Origin of the sequence: Devosia equisanguinis (genome assembly GCF_900631955.1) — a bacterium.
Taxonomy (GTDB): Bacteria; Pseudomonadota; Alphaproteobacteria; order Rhizobiales; family Devosiaceae; genus Devosia; species Devosia equisanguinis.
In genome coordinates this window covers 1-17,089 of the sequence record NZ_UZWD01000007.1, presented here as the reverse complement: position 1 = coordinate 17,089, position 17,089 = coordinate 1, and the positions used below count along the sequence as shown (strand labels likewise).

The following is a 17,089-nucleotide window of genomic DNA, read 5'->3' as shown; positions in this document are numbered from 1 at the left end:
CGTGCGCACAACACCTTGCGGTAGTTTGTTTGGGTTCGTCCGGGTCATTCCCGTCCGAAGCGAGGCGGAACCTATTGGATGATTTCGCCTGATGCAAGTGCCTAAATGACACTTTTTTCCTCCGCCGGACATTTTCCACGTCCGGCGGAAAAAGCGCAATGAAATCAGCGGTCTTCGTCGTCGCCGACGTCGAAGCCGATATCGTCGTCTTCATCGTCTTCGTCTTCGAGGAACACGTCTTCCTCGTCGTCGCCCAGGTCTTCGTCGACCTCGACGTCCTCGACTTCGGGGATGTCTTCCTCGCCGCCTTCTTCAGCGTCGGCCTCTTCGAGGCTGACGATTTCGGGGCCTGCGGTTTCCTCGACCTCGTCTTCTTCTTCCAGCTCGTCCTCATCATCCACCTTGCGGGCGGTGACGGGGCTGGCCTTGCCGGTCAGCTGTTCGAAGAAGGACCGCGGATAGCTCTTGCCCGTATAGGGCGAGACGATCGGGTCCATGTTCAGGTCATAGAACTTCTTGCCGGTATCGGGATCGGTCCGCTTGGTCCCGCGCTCGCTATTGGCCATTTCTCATGCCTCGTGGAATGTAAGAAGGTGAGGCGCGCATAAGTGCCGCGTGCGCCTATTTCGGTCAGTCCGGTTAGGAGTAAAGCCGGGCCCTGTCAAACGCAAAATGCGTGCCGATGCGCCTGGGCCTTGCCCCGCCCTGCTGCTGCAGCTATCGCCTTGGGCGTCGAATAGTGACTGCGGAGAACAGGTGCAATGATCATTGCGGTAGACGGACCGGCCGCATCGGGCAAGGGAACCCTGGCCAGCGGGCTGGCCGGGCACTATGGCCTGCCCCATCTCGATACCGGCCTGCTCTATCGTGCGGTGGGACTGGCCGTGGCCGACACGGCCGATCGTCCGGAGTTCGAACAGGCCGCCATCGCGGCCGCCAAGGCGCTTGATACATCGCACCTCGTGGACCGCGAGGCCCTGACCTCGGCCGAAGCCGGGGTGCTGGCCTCCAAGGTCGCCGTCTTTGCCGGGGTTCGGGCGGCGCTGTTCGATTTTCAGCGGGCCTTTGCCACCCAGAAGGGCGGCGCAGTGCTCGATGGGCGCGATATCGGCACCAAGATCTGCCCCGATGCCGATGTAAAACTGTTCATCCAGGCCGACAGCAAGGCGCGCATGGAGCGCCGGGCGCGCCAATTGGAGAAGCGCGGCGTGGTGGTGGATCGCTATGCGCTCTATCACCAGATCGAAGAGCGGGATGCCCGCGACATGCTCAATCCCCATGGCGGCTTTTACAAAGCTGATGACGCGCACTTGCTCGACACCACGCTTATGGGTATAGAGGCCGCACTCCGCGCTGCCATCGAGATCGTCGATCGCACCATGGCGCTCAAGGCAGGGGGGCAAAGCCCCTCCTAATTTCCTCCTTGGGGCCAGTGCCACGCCGCTCAGCCAAACCGATGGCCCGGATATCAGAACACACAGATCGTCCTGTTCGTGAACCGGTGCTCCGTGCGCCGGCTTTGGCATTTCGCTGAAGCGGACCCGGCTTCCGGCAGGATCCAACACCCCAACCACCGGCGCACCGGAGAAAAAATTTGGCACAGCAAACTGTGACGAAAGACGATTTTGAATCGATGCTGCTCGACAGCTTTGTCGACAACGATGCCGCTGAGGGCACTGTCGTCAAGGGCCGCGTCGTCGCGATCGAGAAGGACCTGGCGATCATCGACGTCGGTCTCAAGACTGAAGGCCGCGTGCCGCTGAAGGAATTCGGCCAGGCCGGCCGCGACGGCACCATCGCCGTCGGTTCGGAAGTGGAAGTCTATGTCGACCGCGTCGAGAACGCTGCTGGCGAGGCCGTCCTCTCCCGCGAAAAGGCCCGCCGTGAAGAGAGCTGGGTCAAGCTCGAAGAGAAGTACAACGCCAATGAGCGCGTTGAAGGCACCATCTTCAACCAGGTCAAGGGTGGTTTCACCGTCGATCTGGAAGGCGCCGTGGCCTTCCTGCCGCGTTCGCAGGTCGACATCCGTCCGATCCGCGATATCGCGCCGCTCATGAACGTGCCGCAGCCGTTCCAGATTCTGAAGATGGACAAGCGTCGCGGCAATATCGTCGTATCGCGTCGTGCCATTCTCGAGGAATCGCGCGCCGAACAGCGTTCGGAAATCGTCCAGCAGCTCGAAGAGGGCCAGGTTGTCGACGGCGTGGTCAAGAACATTACCGATTACGGTGCGTTCGTTGACCTCGGCGGCATTGACGGCTTGCTGCACGTCACCGACATCGCATGGCGTCGCGTCAACCACCCGTCCGAAGTGCTCACGATCGGCGAGACCATCAAGGTCCAGATCGTTCGCATCAACCACGAATCGCACCGCATCAGCCTCGGCATGAAGCAGCTGCAGGCCGATCCGTGGGAAGGCATCGAAGCCAAGTACCCGATCGAAGCCAAGTTCACCGGCCGCGTGACCAACATCACCGACTATGGTGCCTTCGTCGAACTGGAGCCGGGCATCGAAGGCCTGATCCACGTTTCGGAGATGAGCTGGACCAAGAAGAACGTTCATCCGGGCAAGATCGTCTCGACCTCCCAGGAAGTCGACGTGGTCGTGCTCGAAGTCGATCCGGACAAGCGCCGCATCTCGCTGGGCCTCAAGCAGACCCTGCAGAACCCGTGGGAAGCCTTTGCCGACAAGCATCCGGTTGGCTCCACCATCGAAGGCGAAGTCAAGAACAAGACCGAATTCGGCCTGTTCATCGGCCTCGAAGGCGATGTGGACGGCATGGTTCACCTGTCCGACCTCGACTGGCAGAAGTCCGGTGAAGTCGCTCTCGACGACTATAACCGTGGCGACATGGTCAAGGCCAAGGTTCTCGATGTCGACGTCGACAAGGAACGCATCAGCCTCGGGATCAAGCAGCTCGCTGCCGATGATCTGGCCGACAACTCCGCCAGCAACGAGCAGGGCGGTCTGCGCAAGAATGCCGTGGTGACCACCGAAGTCATCGAAGTCAACGATGGGGGCATTGAAGTCCGTATCGCCGACTCTGAAGTCACCGCCTTTATCCGTCGCGCCGACCTCAGCCGCGATCGCAACGACCAGCGTCCGGAGCGTTTCTCCAAGGGCGAGAAGGTCGACGCACGCGTCACCCAGTACGACCGCAAGACCGGCCGCATCCAGCTCTCGATCAAGGCGCTCGAAATCGCCGAAGAGAAGGAAGCCGTGGCTGCCTATGGTTCGTCCGATTCGGGCGCTTCGCTCGGCGACATCCTGGGCGCTGCCCTCAAGGGTCGCGACGACAAGTAAGCGTTTTCGCTGATTACCTTTGCGACCCGCGCCAGCTCTGGCGCGGGTCGTTTTGTTGAGAAGGACATGTTCGATGCAGCATCGAGACGTCGCCTGGCGCTCCATGACCGGCTATGATCTGGCCAGCGTCTCCGAGATTGCGGGCAAGGTGCATCCGGGCTTTTTTGAAGCCGACGCGGTGCTGGCCGAAAAATTCGCCCTCTACCGCAACGGCTGTTATCTCTTTGAAATCTCCGAGCGGCCGGCGGGCTATGTGCTGAGCCATCCGTGGAGGCGTGGGTCGCTGCCGGCGCTCAACACGCTGATAGGGCAGTTGCCCGAGCATGCCGACAGTTTCTACATTCACGACCTGGCACTGCTGCCGATGGCGCGCGGCGTCGGGGCGGCGGGTCAGATTGTCGCGGCGCTGGCCAAGCACGCCCAGGCCCAGGGCTTTGCGACCATGAGTCTCGTGGCGGTCAACAATTCCATTCCCTTCTGGCAGCGGCAGGGCTTTGAGGTCGAAGACCGGCCGGAACTGGCCGACAAGCTCGCCGGATATGAGGACACGGCCCGCTACATGATCCGGCCGCTGGACTGAGCGCTTCGCATGAGCGCACGCGCTTGACGGGTCGCCCCGGCTTTGGCAGGTTGACCTAACCCCTGAACAGGGGATCGGCGTGAGGACCGGAGCCTTTCATGATCAAGTCGGAACTTGTCGAGAAGCTCGCCGCGGAGAACCCGCACCTGTTTCAGCGCGACATCGAAAACATCGTCAATGCCATCCTCGATGAGATCGGCGATGCCATGGCGCGCGGCGATCGGGTGGAGTTGCGCGGCTTCGGCGCGTTTTCGGTCAAGAACCGCCCCGCCCGTGTCGGCCGCAATCCCCGCACCGGCGAACAGGTCGATGTGGGCGAAAAATATGTGCCGCAGTTCAAGGCGGGCAAGGAAATCCGCGAGCGGCTGAACAAGTCCTGATACCCTTGGGGGCAGAAAACGTCCCCGGGCACGAGTGGAATACCCAATGGTCAAGAAAATCATCGGCTGGTTGGTCTTGGTGCCGCTTTGTCTGGCACTGATCGCCTTTGCCTTGGCCAATCGACACCTCGTTGCCGTCAATCTCAACCCCTTCGCCGCGCCGGCACAGCTCGACCCGGCCACCGGCTACGGTATCCCGCTCTTCGTCGTGCTCTATATCGTGCTGCTCATTGGCGTGCTGATGGGCGGCATTGCCACCTGGTTCGCCCAGTCCGAGCATCGCCGCCGCGAACGGCACTGGCGCAAGGAAACCCAGATCCTGACCACCGAGGTCGAGACCCTGCGCCGCCGCAGTGGCGAGCGCCCGGCCAGCCCGGCAAACGATCTCGACGACCTTCTGGAGTTGCGGTGATGGACGGCGCCGCAACTTTCACCACCTCCCACACCGATCCCTCGAGTCCGGCGCCCACATGAGCGATCCCTTGATCGTCAAGATCTGCGGCATCAAGACCCTCGACCTGCTCGAAACCACCATTGCGGCCGGCGCCGACATGGTTGGCTTCATGCATTTCCAGCGGTCGCCACGCCACGTTTCCATCGAAGACCTTGCCGGGCTGATCTCAGCCGCGCGCGGCCGCATCGAAAGCTGCGTGGTTCTGGTCAATCCCGACAATAGTTGCGTCGCGGAAGTGGCGGCGCTGGGGCCGGACTGGATTCAACTGCATGGGCCGGAAAGTCCGCACCGCGTCGAGGCCATCCGCGCCGAGGCCGGGGTAGAAATCATCAAGGCCCTGCCCATCGGCTCGGCCGACGACGTAGCCCATGTCGCCGGCTTCCTCGATGTCGCCGATCGCATTCTGCTCGACGCCAAGCCGCCCAAGGGCGCCGACCGGCCGGGGGGGCTGGGGGAAAGCTTTGACTGGCAATTGCTCAAAGCGCTTGACCCCTCCGTGCCCTTCATGCTTTCCGGAGGCCTGACGCCGGATAATGTGGCCCAGGCCGTGCGGGAGGTTCGACCTTTGGGGATCGATGTCTCCTCGGGGGTGGAAACCGCGCCGGGCGTCAAGAACAAGATGTTGATCGAGGCGTTCATCCGCAACGCGCGCTCAGCCGTATAGAGGGCTTTTGCCGGGATCATCTCGGCCAAGCCGAGAGGACGACATGGACGGCACCAACTCCCTGCGCAATGGCCCGGACGAACATGGCCGTTTCGGCATCTATGGCGGGCGCTTCGTCGCCGAGACGCTGATGCCGCTCATTCTCGACCTCGAGAAGGAATATCGCGCCGCCAAGGTCGACGAGGCCTATCTGGCCCAGATCAAGGACCTGGCCACCCATTATGTCGGTCGGCCCAGCCCGCTCTATTTCGCCCAGCGCGTCACCGAGCATCTGGGCGGCGCCAAGGTCTATCTCAAGCGCGAAGAGCTCAACCACACCGGCAGCCACAAGATCAATAATTGCCTGGGCCAGATCCTGCTCGCCAAGCGCATGGGCAAGACAAGGGTCATCGCCGAAACCGGCGCCGGCCAGCATGGTGTCGCCACCGCCACGGTCTGCGCCAAGTTCGACCTGCCCTGCACCATTTTCATGGGCGCCACCGATGTCGAGCGGCAGATGCCCAATGTCTTGCGCATGCGCATGCTGGGCGCCGAAGTCCGTCCGGTCACCGCCGGGGCCGGCACGCTCAAGGACGCCATGAACGAGGCGCTGCGCGACTGGGTGACCAATGTTGAGAGCACCTATTATCTCATCGGCACCGCCGCAGGCCCGCACCCCTATCCGGAAATGGTCCGCGATTTCCAGTCGGTGATCGGCACCGAAATCAAGGAACAGTTCCTCGCGCTCAAGGGCAAGCTGCCCGATGCTGTCGTTGCCTGTGTCGGCGGCGGCTCCAATGCCATCGGCACCTTCCATGCTTTTCTCGATGACGCCGATGTCGCCCTCTATGGCGCCGAAGCCGGTGGCCTTGGCATCGCGGTCGAGAACGGCCATGCCGCCTCGATGACCGGCGGCCGCCCCGGCGTCTTGCACGGCAACCGCACCTATCTGCTCCAGGATGACGACGGGCAGATTTTGGAGGGTCATTCGATCTCGGCCGGGCTCGACTATCCCGGTGTCGGCCCCGAGCACTCCTATCTGCACGATACCAAGCGCGTCACCTATGCGCCCATTACCGACACTGAAGCGCTCGAGGCTTTCCAACTGCTGACCAAGCTCGAAGGCATCATCCCGGCGCTGGAATCGGCACATGGCCTGGCGCAGCTGATGAAGATCGCGCCGACCATGGGCAAGGACCAGTCCATCGTCCTCTGCCTTTCCGGCCGCGGCGACAAGGACGTGGAAAGCGTCGGCAAATATCTGGGGCTTCTCAAGGCATGACCACCCGTATCGTCTTTACCTCGCCCTCTGGAGGAGAGGTCGGCGCAGCGCGCCGGGTGAGGGGGCCTGCTGCCTCTTTCCAGTTTCGGGGCAATCAATCAGGGGCCTTTGCATGACCACCCGTATCGACGCGCGCTTTGCCGCCTGCAAGGCCGAAAACCGCCCCGCACTCGTCACCTATGTAATGGCCGGCGATCCCGATCTCGGCACCGGCCAGGCCATTTTCAACGCCCTGCCGCAGGCGGGTGCCGATGTGATTGAACTGGGCATGCCCTTTTCCGACCCTATGGCGGATGGTGTCGCCATCCAGCTTGCTGCTCAGCGGGCGCTGGCCGCCGGCCAGACCATGCTGGGTGTGCTCGGCATGGTGGAAGAGTTCCGTCGCAAGGACGAGACCACGCCCATCGTGCTCATGGGCTATTACAACCCCATCTATTCCTTCGGTGTCGACCGCTTCATCGCTGCAGCGAAAGAAGCCGGTGTCGATGGCCTCATCGTCGTCGACCTGCCGGCCGAGGAAGATGACGAGCTCTGCATTCCAGCCCTCAAGGCCGGACTCAATTTCATTCGCCTGACCACGCCCACCACCGACGACAAGCGCCTGCCGGTGGTGCTCGCAAATACGTCGGGTTTTGTCTATTACGTCTCGATGAACGGGGTCACCGGCTCGGTGATCAAGTCACGCGGCGCAGTAGGTGAGGCGGTGGATCGCATCAAGGCCCATACCAGCCTGCCCGTGGCCGTTGGCTTCGGCATCAAGACCGCCGAGGACGCCGCCGATATCGGTAAGCATGCCGACGGCATCGTGGTCGGCTCGGTGCTGGTCGATGCGGTGGCAAAATCGCTGGACAATGGCAAGGCCACCGACAAAACCGTCGCCGCCGTTCGCGACATCGTCGCCGACCTGGCGGGCGGTGTGAAACGGGCGCGGGGATAGGCTGCGGCTACGCAGCCGACTCGCCAGATTTGGCAACGAGGGTGAGCCGAAAGCCGAGGGCATCGGCCACCTTCGCGATAGTCTCCAGCTCCGGATTTCCTTCGCCGCTCAGAGCCTTGTAGAGCGTTTGCCGCGTAAAGCCCGTCCGTCGCGAGAGATCGGAAATGCCACGGGCCCGAGCCACCACGCCCAAGGCATGTGCCAATTCCTGCGCATTGCCGCTTTCAGTCGCGTCACTCACATAGGCAGCGATGGCATCCTCGTTGTCGAGGTAACGGGCAGGATCGAATTCACGGGTGCGTATACTCACGGTGCTAATCCCCAAGGGCTTTGGCAAGGCGCTTTGCCTGATCGATGTCGCGGCTCTGCGTGCTCTTGTCACCGCCGCATAGCAGTACAATCACAATGTCGCCGTGGCGGACGAAATAGACCCGGTATCCGGGTCCGTAATCGATCCGCAACTCGCTGATACCACCGCCAACCGGTTTCACATCGCCCGGATTTCCGGATGCCAAACGGGTTATCCGGCGCGCAATGCGGGCCCGGGCCACATTGTCACGCAGATTGAGCAACCAGTCCGAGAATATCTCCGTCTCACGGATTGTCAGCATGGCAAACTGTAAACCATGGTTTACAAACATGCAAGTTGGCTGTGCAGGTCATACCAAACAGCTTTGTCGCGAAGGGTCTTTGCCCTATAGGCTTGCCCTGATAAGAATTGCCACAATTGACGACTACGTGATCGCCAAGCGTTTCAGGAAAATGCTCTCGAGATCACCGCGAAAGGCCGCGCCATGAACTGGATCGACAATTTCGTCCGCCCCAAAATCCGCTCGATCCTCAATCCCAAGCGGGAAACCCCGGAAAATCTCTGGGTCAAGGACCCCGAGTCCGGCGAGATGGTGTTCTATCGCGATCTCGAGGCCAATCAGTGGGTGGTGCCCAATTCGGGCTATCACATGAAGATCAAGCCGGTCGATCGGCTGGCGACCTTCCTCGATGATGGCAAGTATGATGTCGTGCTGGTGCCGTCGGCGCCGCAGGACCCGCTGAAATTCCGCGCCCAGAAGCGCTATGTCGACCAGCTCAAGGAAAACCGCGCCAAGACCGGCTATGACGATGCCGTGCTGGTGGCGACCGGCAAGCTTTATGAGCGCGCCGTGACCGTGGCGGTGCAGGATTTCGACTTCCTCGCCGGCTCGCTCGGCATGGCTGCGGGCCAGGGCATCATTACCGGGCTCGAAACCGCGGTGCGGCTCAAGACCCCGTTCATTCTCTTCGTCGCCTCGGGCGGCGCGCGCATGCAGGAAGGCGTTCTCGGCCTCATGCAGATGCCGCGCACGACCGTCGCCGTGTCGCGCCTGCGCGAAGCGGGCCTGCCCTTCTTCGTGGTGCTGACCAATCCCACAACCGGCGGCGTCACCGCCTCCTATGCCATGCTGGGCGATGTGCATCTGGCCGAGCCCGGCGCCCTGATCGGCTTTGCCGGCCAGCGCGTCATCGAGCAGACCATTCGTGAAAAGCTGCCCAAGGGCTTTCAACGCTCCGAATATCTCTACCAGCACGGCATGGTGGATATGGTGGTGCACCGCCATAACCTGCGCCCCACGATCGGCTCGCTGGCGGGCATCCTGACCAAGGCGCCGGCCAATGACGCGCTGACCGCCGGCACGACAAGGGCCATCACCGCCCAGGCCAGCATGCGCGAAGCTGCTGTTGCCGCCGAAGGCGATGACGACATGACCCCGCCGGCCGGAGCCGCGCACGCCGAATAGGCTGGGCGCGACACCGCGGTCTGCGATCGGGCTGGACAGGTCCAGCCCGGACCGGTTCTATCGCCCCATGGAAAAGCCGGTTCGATTCCCCGATGTCATGTTGCTCGCTGCCGGCCACGGCATGCGGCTGCGGCCCCTGACCGAGACCATCCCCAAGCCGCTGGTGCCCGTCCTCGGCGTGCCGCTGATCGAGCGCGTCATGGCCGCGGCGCGCCATGAGGGCGCGACGCGCTTCGTGGCCAATGCCCATTATCGCGCCGACCAGCTGCTCGCCCATTTCGGCGGCCTGCTCAAGGTCAATCGCGAGCCCGAACTGCTCGAGACCGGCGGCGGCGTCAAGGCGGCGCTGCCCATGCTGGTGTCGGACCCGTTTTTCGTCATGAATACCGACGCCTTCTGGCTGCCGGGAGCGGATCGGCCACTGTCGCGCATGCTGGCGCGGCGCGAGACCGAGGATCAGATCGTGCTGCTCTGCGTGCAGCCGGGTCGCGCCACCGGCTTTGCCCGCAGCCATGATTTCTGCCTCGATCCCCATGGCCGCGTTACCCGCGACTGGGGCGCCCCGGTGATCTATGCCGGGGTGGCGCTTTTGGGCAAAGATCACTTCGCAGAGACGCCGGACGGGCCGTTTTCACTGAACCTGCTGCTCGACAAGGCACTCGAGGATGAAAACCTTGTGGGCATGGTGCTCGATACGCCCTGGTTCCATGTGGGAGATGTGGGGGCATTGGCCGAAACCGAGCGGATCCTTTCGGCATGAGCGTTTTTTCCATCGCCCCGCATGCGCCATTCCTGCCGACGCTGGTCGCGGCGATCATGGATGGGCGGCTCACCGGGGACTGGCCGCGCAGCGACCCGTTCTGGCTCAGCGACATCACCATCATCGTGCCCACCCAGCGCGCCCGGCAGAGCCTTGCGGAGGCCTTTGCCCGCCATCCCCAGCATAGGGGCCTTCTGCCCGATATCCGCACCTTTGGCGGCGACGAAGGCGAGGAGGAACCGTTCCTGCCGCCCTTCGACGTGCCGGCCCTACCCAAGGCGGCAAGCCCATTGCGGCGGCGCCTGGTGTTGTCGCGGCTGGTGGCCGCCTGGGCCCATAGCGATGCCGGGCGGCAGGCCTTTTCCACCCCGCCCAGCGCTGCCGAAATCTTCTCCATGGCAGATTCGCTGGGCACCGTGCTCGACGATCTCAGCATCGAAGAGCGCACGCCCGCCAATATTGCCGCCATTGGCGAGGCGCTCTCGCAGGAGCTGGGCGCCTATTGGCAGCAGACCCTGACCTTTCTCGATATCGCGCTCACGGCCTGGCCGGCCTATCTGGCCGAGGCCGGGCTTGCCGATCCGGCGGCGCTGCGGGGCATCAGGCTCGATCGCCAGGCGGCGGCAGCGCCGCATCTTTTCGGCGAGCGCCCGGTGATCGCGGCGGGGTCCACCGGCTCCATTCCCGCCACGGCGCGGCTTCTGGCCGCCATTGCCCGGCTGCCACGCGGCGCCGTGGTGCTGCCGGGGCTCGACATGGCGCTGACGCCCGAGGCCCTTGCCGATCTGCGCGACCCGACCCGCAATCCCCATGGCCATCCGCACTATGGGCTGGTGCATCTCCTGCCCATTCTGGGCGTCACCCCCGATGGCGTCACTGAACTGGCAGGGGGAGAGCATCCGCGTACCAGGCTGATCAATCTGGCGCTGGCGCCGACCGACCAGACCGCCTTCTGGGCAGCGCACCGTCTTGATGAAGCGGCATTGCAGCAGGCCATTACCGGGCTCGCCGTGATCGAGGCCCGCACCGAGGACGAGGAAGGCCGCGCCATTGCCCTTGCGGCACGGGCGGCGCTGGCCGAGGGCAAGAGCGTGGGGATCGTGACCCCGGACCGGAACCTCGCCCGGCGGATCGCGGCCGAACTGGCGCGTTTCGACATCATCATCGACGATGCCGCAGGCGCGCCATTGTTCCATGCCCCAGCCGGACGGCTGGCGCGGCAGGTGCTGCGGCTGGTGGCCAATCGCTGGGCGCCGGTCGATCTGATGGCGCTGTTGCGCAACCAGGCCTTTGGCCTGGGGCGTGAGCGCAGGACCATTGCCGAGCTGGCCGATGCCATCGAGCTGGCGCTGCTGCGCGGGCAAAGGCCGGGGCAGGGCGTCGACGGCCTGCTCATGGCGCTGGCCGCGCACACCGAGCAGACGTCTTCGCGCCGGGCCCGGCGGCTCAATGATACCGAGCGTGCCGATATCGCCGCCTTGTTCGCCGAGCTTGCACAGGCGCTCGCATCCCTCACCACGCTTTTGGCGACACCGCGCATCGATGCATCGGCGCTGGCTGTGGCATTGTGGTCGGCGGTTGAACAGATTTCGGGGTCCTTGGCGCTCCGCGGCCGCGACGAGATGGCCGCCTGGGCCGAGGAAATGGCGCGCCTGCCGGGACAGGGGCACCATTTTGCACCCATTGGGCTCGACGGCGTGCTCGCGACGCTGATGAGCGGCTATGAGGTGCGCAATCGCGAGCAGCGCCGCCAGGACATTGCCATCTGGGGGCAGCTGGAGGCGCGACTGATGCGCCCCGAGTTGATGATCCTGGCCGGGCTCAACGAGGATGTGTGGCCCGCCGCTGCCGATCCCGGTCCCTGGCTCAGCCGCGGCATGCGCATTGTCGCCGGGCTCGAACCGCCGGAGCGCCAGCAGGGTCTTGCTGCCCACGATTTTGTCGAGGCGCTGGGCGCGCCAGAAGCCATTATCGCCTTTTCCAGCCGCATCGGCACCAGTCCGGCACTGCCGTCTCGCCTCGTACAGCGCGTCGACGCCTTTGCCGGCAGCGCCGTGGCCGAAATCCTGCGTCGGCGCGGGCGGCACTGGCTGCTGGCGGCGCGGCGGCTCGATGCGGTGGACTCTGTCAAACCCGCCTCGCGCCCCGAGCCCAATCCGCCGGTGAACAAACGGCCACGGCAATTGTCGGTGACCGAGATCGAGACGCTGATCCGCTCGCCTTATGACCTCTATGCGCGCCACGTCTTGGGCCTGCGCCCGCTCGATCCCCTGGGTGAAGACCCGGACATGCGCGAGCGCGGCACCATCATCCACACCATCTTCGCCCGCTTCGTCAATGAAGGACATGACCCGCTGGCTGCAGATGCGCTGGAGCGGCTGATGACGATTGCCGGCGAGGAATTTTCCGGGCTCGAACATATCGGGGAACGCCGCGACATCTGGCTCAAACGCTTTGGAGTGGCTGCGGGGCAGTTCCTCGATTTCGAGCGGGACCGCGCGCCCCAGGTACGCCGCCGCCATGCCGAGATCGATGGCGCGCTGACGCTCAAACTGGACAAAGAGATCAAGGTGATCGGCCGCGCTGACCGGGTCGATGAACTGGTCGATGGCAGCCTTGAAATCCTCGATTTCAAGACCGGCTCGCCCCCGACCAAGAGGGCCATGACTGGTTTCGAGGCGCCGCAATTGCCGCTCGAAGCGGCGATAGCGCGGGCGGGGGGCATGGACAAGATCGCGGCCGCCGACACCAGCGCGCTCACCTATGTCAAGATCGGCCTGGGGCCGGAGGCCTTCAAGCCCAGCGCCTTCGCCACCGCGCCTGAGATGGACGTTATGGCGGTGGCCGACGAGATCAGCCGGCGCATGCAACGCCATATCGATCACTTCCTGCTGCGCCAGACGCCGATGCCGGCGCGGCTGCTGCCGCTCAAGACGCAGAGCTTTGCCGGCGCCTATGATCACCTGTCGCGCCTTGCCGAATGGACCGCCGTGGATGGGGAGGACGAGGCATGAGCGATCGTGGCAAGCTGACCGTCCCCTATAACACCAGCGACAGCCAGGCCCGGGCCAGCGATCCCCTACGTTCCATCTGGGTGGAGGCCAATGCCGGCTCGGGCAAGACCTATGTGCTGACGCGGCGGGTGCTGCGCCTGCTGCTGGCCGGGGTAAGGCCGCAATCGATTTTGTGCCTCACCTATACCAAGGCGGCCGCCGCCGAAATGCGCGGGCGCGTCGGGCGTGAACTGGCGCGCTGGGCAGTGGTCGAGCGCCACGAGCTTGCCAGCGAAATCGCCGGACTGACGGGCGCTGCCCCCGATGAAGTCGTGCTGGAAAAAGCCCGGACCCTGTTTGCGCGGGCGCTGGAAACGCCAGGCGGGTTGCGCATTCTCACCATCCACGCCTTTTGCGAAGCGGTGCTGCATCGCTTCCCCATCGAGGCGGGCGTGCCGTTCGACTTCAAGGTGATCGAGGACGACCAGCGCAACGCCATGGTCTTGGCAGCGCGGGAAACGGTGCTGGCCGAGGGGCTGCGCGGTGGCGCCAATGCCGTCGCGGTGGAAACCCTTTTCGCCCTCATGACCGATACGGCCATCAAGGACGCCATCGATGCGGCGTTGGTCGAAGGCGCCAGGCTGAAGCCGGTGCTGGTCGATGTCGCCGCCGCCAGGCGCCGCCTTCAGGCTTTGGTGGGGCCTGTCGGCACGCTCGAGGCCATCACGGCGCGTTTTACCAGCGAAACCCTGCTCGGCCCAGGTGTTTTGGCGCGGCTGGTCGAGTGTCTCAAGGGCAGTCCGGAGGGCAGCCGCCGTTGCGTCGATCTCCTGGCCCGGCTCGATCCGCAGGCGCTTACCCAAGCCGGCCTGCGCGCCGCCTTCTTCACCGCCGAGGACAAGCCGCGCGCCGGCCTGATGACCAAGAAGGAAATCGAGGCTTTTCCGGAACTCTACGAGCTGCTGGTGGCCGAACAGGAACGGCTTCTGGCGCTGCAGACCGAACTGGCCGGCGCCTATCTGCTCGACCGCAGCTTTGCCGTGCTCGACGTGGTGGCGGCGGTCCATGCCCGCTATGAAGCCGAAAAGCGCGGCCATGCGCTGCTCGATTTCGACGATCTCATCGAAAAGCTGGGCGATCTCTTCGACAACCGCGCGATCGCGCCCTGGGTACAATACAAGCTCGATGCCGGCATCGACCATATCCTGGTCGATGAAAGCCAGGACACCAATGCCCAGCAATGGCGCGTGGTTAAGGCGCTGGCCGAGGAATTCTTCACCGGGGCCGGAGCGGTCACGCGGCCCCGATCGATCTTTGCCGTGGGCGACCAGAAGCAGTCGATCTATTCCTTCCAGGGCGCGCAGCCGATCCTGTTCGGCACCGCCGGCCGCGACTTCGCGCAGCGGGCCAGGCAGGCCATGCAGCTGTTCGAACAGGTCAAGCTCCATACCAGTTTTCGGACGCTGAGCGGCATTCTGGCGGCGGTCGACCTGGTCTGCGCCCGCCCCGATATCCAGAAGGCACTGCTGGCCGAGGACAAGGTTGGCCATGAGGCGGCCCGCATCCAGCCCGGTGGGCTGGTGTCGCTCTGGCCGCCTATCGCGCCACTCGACGCGGCGGCAAGCGATGGCGAATGGCCGCGAAAACCCCTCGACGCCGAGCCCAGCGCCCAGCGCCTCGTGGCCCAGCGCATTGCCAGGGAGATCCGCTCCTGGGTGGACACGCAACGCCCGCTGGCGCAGCGCGGACGGGCGGTCAGGGCCGATGACGTGCTCATTCTCGTGCAGAAGCGCGGGCCCTTCTTCCAGGAAATCATCCGCGCGCTGCGGCTCGAAAACCTGCCCACGCCGGGCGCCGACCGGCTGGCGGTGACCGGCCATATCGCGGTGCTCGACCTCTTGGCTCTGATGGATGTGCTGCTCAATCCGGCAGAAAACCTGCAATTGGCGGCGCTGCTGCGCTCGCCGCTGTTCGATGTGTCCGAGGACGATCTCTATCGCTTGTCCGAAGGGCGCGCACCCGGCGAGACCCTGTGGCAGCGGCTGATGGCCTCGGACCTCTCATCGGCGCAGGAGGCGGCCGGACGGTTGCGCGCCTGGCGGGCGGAGCTCGATTTTGAACGGCCCTTCGAATTCCTCGCTTCGGTGCTCTATGCCGGGGGCGGGCTCAGGCGCTTTCATGCCCGGCTGGGCACCGAGGTGGACGAGGTGCTCTCGGAAATCCTGGCGCTGGCCCTGGCCCATGAGCAGACGGAACAGCCGTCGCTGCAAGGGTTTGCGGCCGAACTGCGCCGCCGCTCGGTGACCATCAAGCGCGAGCTGACAGAAGCGGGCAATGGCGTGCGGGTGATGACGGTGCATGGCGCCAAGGGGCTTGAGGCGCCGATCGTCATTCTTGCCGATGCGGTGGCAAAGCCTTCGACGCAGCAGACCGGAAAGCCGGTCTATGTGGTGCCCGACCATCCCGGCCCCTTGCTGATCCATGCCCAGCGCGCTGAACAGCATGTGCCGCAAACCGCTGACATCAAAAACGAAATCGACGGTAATCAGGCCGAGGAATACTGGCGCCGGCTCTATGTGGCCATGACCCGGGCCGAGGACGAACTCTATGTCACCGGCGCCTTTAGCGAGCGCGGCAAGCCGGAAACCCAGCTGGTCGGCAGCTGGTACGAGGCCATCGACATGGCGCTTGCGCCTTCGGGCGAGCGTCTTGATGATGGCACGCTGGTCTATCCGCAGGCGCGGCCGGAACCGCTTGCTATCGAGAAAAATGAAGTTAAAACAATAGCTTATGCGCCTGTCGCCTTACCCGAAGCGGTACCGGCGCCAAAGGAAAAGCCGGTGATCTCGCCGTCACGGGCGGGGATTGCGCGGCCGCAAGTGCTTGAAAGCCTTGCCGAACAGGTGCGCGATGCCGAGGCGGCACGCAAGAGCGGGCTGGCCCTGCATGCGCTGCTGCAGCATCTGGGCCGTATCGATCCCGCCGACTGGGAGCGGGTGGTGCCGCGGGCGCTGGAGACGCTTTTGCCCGACCACGGTCATGAACATGACCGCATTCTGAACAAAGCCTTAACCATTTTACGGCGGCCGGAACTGGGCCGGCTCTTCGGCCCCGGCAGTCGCGCCGAGGTGCCGTTCCTGGTCGAAGCGCGGCGCCGCGGCGAAGCGGTGCGGCTATCGGGTCGGATGGACCGGCTGGTGGTTGACGAAGAGGGGGTGCTGGTGGTCGACTACAAGTCCGACGCCAATGCGCCAAATCGAGTCGCGGACGTGCCGGCGCGCTATTTCACGCAACTGGGCCTATATGCATTGGTTGCAGGTCAGCTTTTCCCGGGGCGCCCCATTTCGGCGGCAATTTTGTGGACCGAGTTGGAATCATTGATGAATCTGCCCGCCACTCTGTTGGCCGAGGCGCGCGCCGACTTTACCCTTCTGTGATAGGTCTTGTTCTTTGACTGGACTCTTCCCAGCTTTAGGCGCAAACACCCCTCCGCTTTCAAACCCAAAAGGCACGAACCATGACCTCACACGTTTCCGACGCCACGTTCGGCGAGGAAGTCCTCAACGCCAAGGAACCCGTATTGGTGGATTTCTGGGCCGAGTGGTGCGGGCCCTGCCGGGCGATCGCCCCGGTGCTGGATGAGCTGTCCAGCGAGCTCGCCGGCAAGGTGAAGATCGTCAAGCTCAATGTCGACGAAAACCCGGGCATCGCCGCCCAGTATGGCGTGCGCTCGATTCCGACCATGATCCTGTTCAAGGGCGGCGAAGCCGCCGACATGAAGATCGGCGCCGGCACCCCCAAGGCGGGCCTGGCCAAATGGCTGGAAAGCCACGCCGCCTAAGCGATCGCATCGCTGACAGATAGAGGCTCTCTCCGCCAGGGGAGGGCCTTTTTGTTTGGGGGCGTGGTCACGTTCGTGAGGGGGGTCTCTGGGGGCCATCGCCTATGGACACATTGGCACCGGGCTCTCAGCCCCGCGCC

Annotated in this window: 16 protein-coding genes; 13 read left to right on the top strand and 3 right to left on the bottom strand. The window is 64.2% G+C overall.

The annotated features are described in order from the left end of the window. Positions 1-164 precede the first annotated feature (164 nt). On the bottom strand, positions 165-566 hold the full coding sequence (locus DEVEQU_RS02465) for a TIGR02300 family protein (RefSeq protein WP_126148991.1): 402 nt from the start codon (positions 564-566) through the stop codon (positions 165-167). A gap of 195 nt (positions 567-761) precedes the next feature. On the opposite strand from DEVEQU_RS02465, the gene DEVEQU_RS02460 reads away from it, so the two are divergent. From DEVEQU_RS02460 to trpA, 8 genes are all read left to right on the top strand, one after another. Further along, positions 762-1,415: a (d)CMP kinase gene (locus tag DEVEQU_RS02460; protein ID WP_126148990.1), complete on the top strand. Its 654-nt coding sequence runs from the start codon at positions 762-764 to the stop codon at positions 1,413-1,415. Positions 1,416-1,594: 179 nt separating this feature from the next. Beyond that, on the top strand, positions 1,595-3,304 hold the full coding sequence (gene rpsA / locus DEVEQU_RS02455; RefSeq protein WP_126148989.1) for a 30S ribosomal protein S1: 1,710 nt from the start codon (positions 1,595-1,597) through the stop codon (positions 3,302-3,304). Between the two features lie 73 nt (positions 3,305-3,377). Next, positions 3,378-3,884 (top strand): GNAT family N-acetyltransferase, encoded by a 507-nt coding sequence (locus tag DEVEQU_RS02450; RefSeq protein ID WP_126148988.1) that lies wholly within the window; start codon positions 3,378-3,380, stop codon positions 3,882-3,884. 98 nt (positions 3,885-3,982) lie between these two features. After that, on the top strand, positions 3,983-4,264 hold the full coding sequence (locus DEVEQU_RS02445) for an integration host factor subunit beta (protein ID WP_126148987.1): 282 nt from the start codon (positions 3,983-3,985) through the stop codon (positions 4,262-4,264). Between the two features lie 46 nt (positions 4,265-4,310). Further along, positions 4,311-4,676, top strand: a complete 366-nt coding sequence (locus tag DEVEQU_RS02440) for a lipopolysaccharide assembly protein LapA domain-containing protein (protein ID WP_126148986.1) — start codon at positions 4,311-4,313, stop codon at positions 4,674-4,676. 58 nt (positions 4,677-4,734) lie between these two features. Further along, positions 4,735-5,382 (top strand): phosphoribosylanthranilate isomerase, encoded by a 648-nt coding sequence (locus DEVEQU_RS02435; RefSeq protein WP_126148985.1) that lies wholly within the window; start codon positions 4,735-4,737, stop codon positions 5,380-5,382. Between the two features lie 43 nt (positions 5,383-5,425). Continuing rightward, entirely contained in the window at positions 5,426-6,643 is a 1,218-nt protein-coding gene (gene trpB / locus DEVEQU_RS02430) for a tryptophan synthase subunit beta (protein ID WP_126148984.1), read from the top strand. A 112-nt stretch (positions 6,644-6,755) separates the two neighbouring features. Continuing rightward, positions 6,756-7,580: a tryptophan synthase subunit alpha gene (gene trpA / locus DEVEQU_RS02425; protein ID WP_126148983.1), complete on the top strand. Its 825-nt coding sequence runs from the start codon at positions 6,756-6,758 to the stop codon at positions 7,578-7,580. 7 nt (positions 7,581-7,587) lie between these two features. Here the strand turns inward: trpA and DEVEQU_RS02420 are convergent, their stop codons facing one another. Further along, complete coding sequence (locus DEVEQU_RS02420) at positions 7,588-7,890, bottom strand: addiction module antidote protein (protein WP_126148982.1); 303 nt, start codon at positions 7,888-7,890, stop codon at positions 7,588-7,590. 4 nt (positions 7,891-7,894) lie between these two features. Continuing rightward, positions 7,895-8,191, bottom strand: a complete 297-nt coding sequence (locus tag DEVEQU_RS02415) for a type II toxin-antitoxin system RelE/ParE family toxin (RefSeq protein ID WP_126149021.1) — start codon at positions 8,189-8,191, stop codon at positions 7,895-7,897. A 183-nt stretch (positions 8,192-8,374) separates the two neighbouring features. Between DEVEQU_RS02415 and DEVEQU_RS02410 the strand changes: the two genes are divergently transcribed. The 5 genes from DEVEQU_RS02410 (at position 8,375) to trxA (ending at position 16,949) form a co-directional block, all read left to right on the top strand. After that, positions 8,375-9,355 (top strand): acetyl-CoA carboxylase carboxyltransferase subunit beta, encoded by a 981-nt coding sequence (locus DEVEQU_RS02410; protein WP_126148981.1) that lies wholly within the window; start codon positions 8,375-8,377, stop codon positions 9,353-9,355. A gap of 67 nt (positions 9,356-9,422) precedes the next feature. Further along, complete coding sequence (locus tag DEVEQU_RS02405) at positions 9,423-10,115, top strand: nucleotidyltransferase family protein (protein WP_126148980.1); 693 nt, start codon at positions 9,423-9,425, stop codon at positions 10,113-10,115. Next, positions 10,112-13,129 carry a double-strand break repair protein AddB gene (gene addB, locus DEVEQU_RS02400; RefSeq protein ID WP_126148979.1) on the top strand — a complete coding sequence of 1,006 codons (3,018 nt, stop codon included), beginning with the start codon at positions 10,112-10,114 and terminating at the stop codon, positions 13,127-13,129. The genes DEVEQU_RS02405 and addB overlap by 4 nt, the downstream gene beginning before the upstream one ends. Continuing rightward, positions 13,126-16,545: a double-strand break repair helicase AddA gene (gene addA / locus DEVEQU_RS02395; protein WP_164550206.1), complete on the top strand. Its 3,420-nt coding sequence runs from the start codon at positions 13,126-13,128 to the stop codon at positions 16,543-16,545. Before addB ends, addA begins: the two co-directional genes overlap by 4 nt. A gap of 80 nt (positions 16,546-16,625) precedes the next feature. Beyond that, positions 16,626-16,949: a thioredoxin gene (gene trxA, locus DEVEQU_RS02390; RefSeq protein WP_126148977.1), complete on the top strand. Its 324-nt coding sequence runs from the start codon at positions 16,626-16,628 to the stop codon at positions 16,947-16,949. The last annotated feature ends 140 nt before the right edge of the window (positions 16,950-17,089 follow it).

Bases quoted from the DNA above. Each gene is read 5' to 3' on its own strand.
- DEVEQU_RS02465 (WP_126148991.1), bottom strand. From the start codon at position 566: ATGGCCAATAGCGAGCGCGGGACCAAGCGGACCGATCCCGATACCGGC.
- DEVEQU_RS02460 (WP_126148990.1), top strand. From the start codon at position 762: ATGATCATTGCGGTAGACGGACCGGCCGCATCGGGCAAGGGAACCCTG.
- DEVEQU_RS02450 (WP_126148988.1), top strand. From the start codon at position 3,378: ATGCAGCATCGAGACGTCGCCTGGCGCTCCATGACCGGCTATGATCTG.
- DEVEQU_RS02445 (WP_126148987.1), top strand. From the start codon at position 3,983: ATGATCAAGTCGGAACTTGTCGAGAAGCTCGCCGCGGAGAACCCGCAC.
- DEVEQU_RS02440 (WP_126148986.1), top strand. From the start codon at position 4,311: ATGGTCAAGAAAATCATCGGCTGGTTGGTCTTGGTGCCGCTTTGTCTG.
- DEVEQU_RS02435 (WP_126148985.1), top strand. From the start codon at position 4,735: ATGAGCGATCCCTTGATCGTCAAGATCTGCGGCATCAAGACCCTCGAC.
- trpB (WP_126148984.1), top strand. From the start codon at position 5,426: ATGGACGGCACCAACTCCCTGCGCAATGGCCCGGACGAACATGGCCGT.
- trpA (WP_126148983.1), top strand. From the start codon at position 6,756: ATGACCACCCGTATCGACGCGCGCTTTGCCGCCTGCAAGGCCGAAAAC.
- DEVEQU_RS02415 (WP_126149021.1), bottom strand. From the start codon at position 8,191: ATGCTGACAATCCGTGAGACGGAGATATTCTCGGACTGGTTGCTCAAT.
- DEVEQU_RS02410 (WP_126148981.1), top strand. From the start codon at position 8,375: ATGAACTGGATCGACAATTTCGTCCGCCCCAAAATCCGCTCGATCCTC.
- DEVEQU_RS02405 (WP_126148980.1), top strand. From the start codon at position 9,423: ATGGAAAAGCCGGTTCGATTCCCCGATGTCATGTTGCTCGCTGCCGGC.
- addB (WP_126148979.1), top strand. From the start codon at position 10,112: ATGAGCGTTTTTTCCATCGCCCCGCATGCGCCATTCCTGCCGACGCTG.
- addA (WP_164550206.1), top strand. From the start codon at position 13,126: ATGAGCGATCGTGGCAAGCTGACCGTCCCCTATAACACCAGCGACAGC.
- trxA (WP_126148977.1), top strand. From the start codon at position 16,626: ATGACCTCACACGTTTCCGACGCCACGTTCGGCGAGGAAGTCCTCAAC.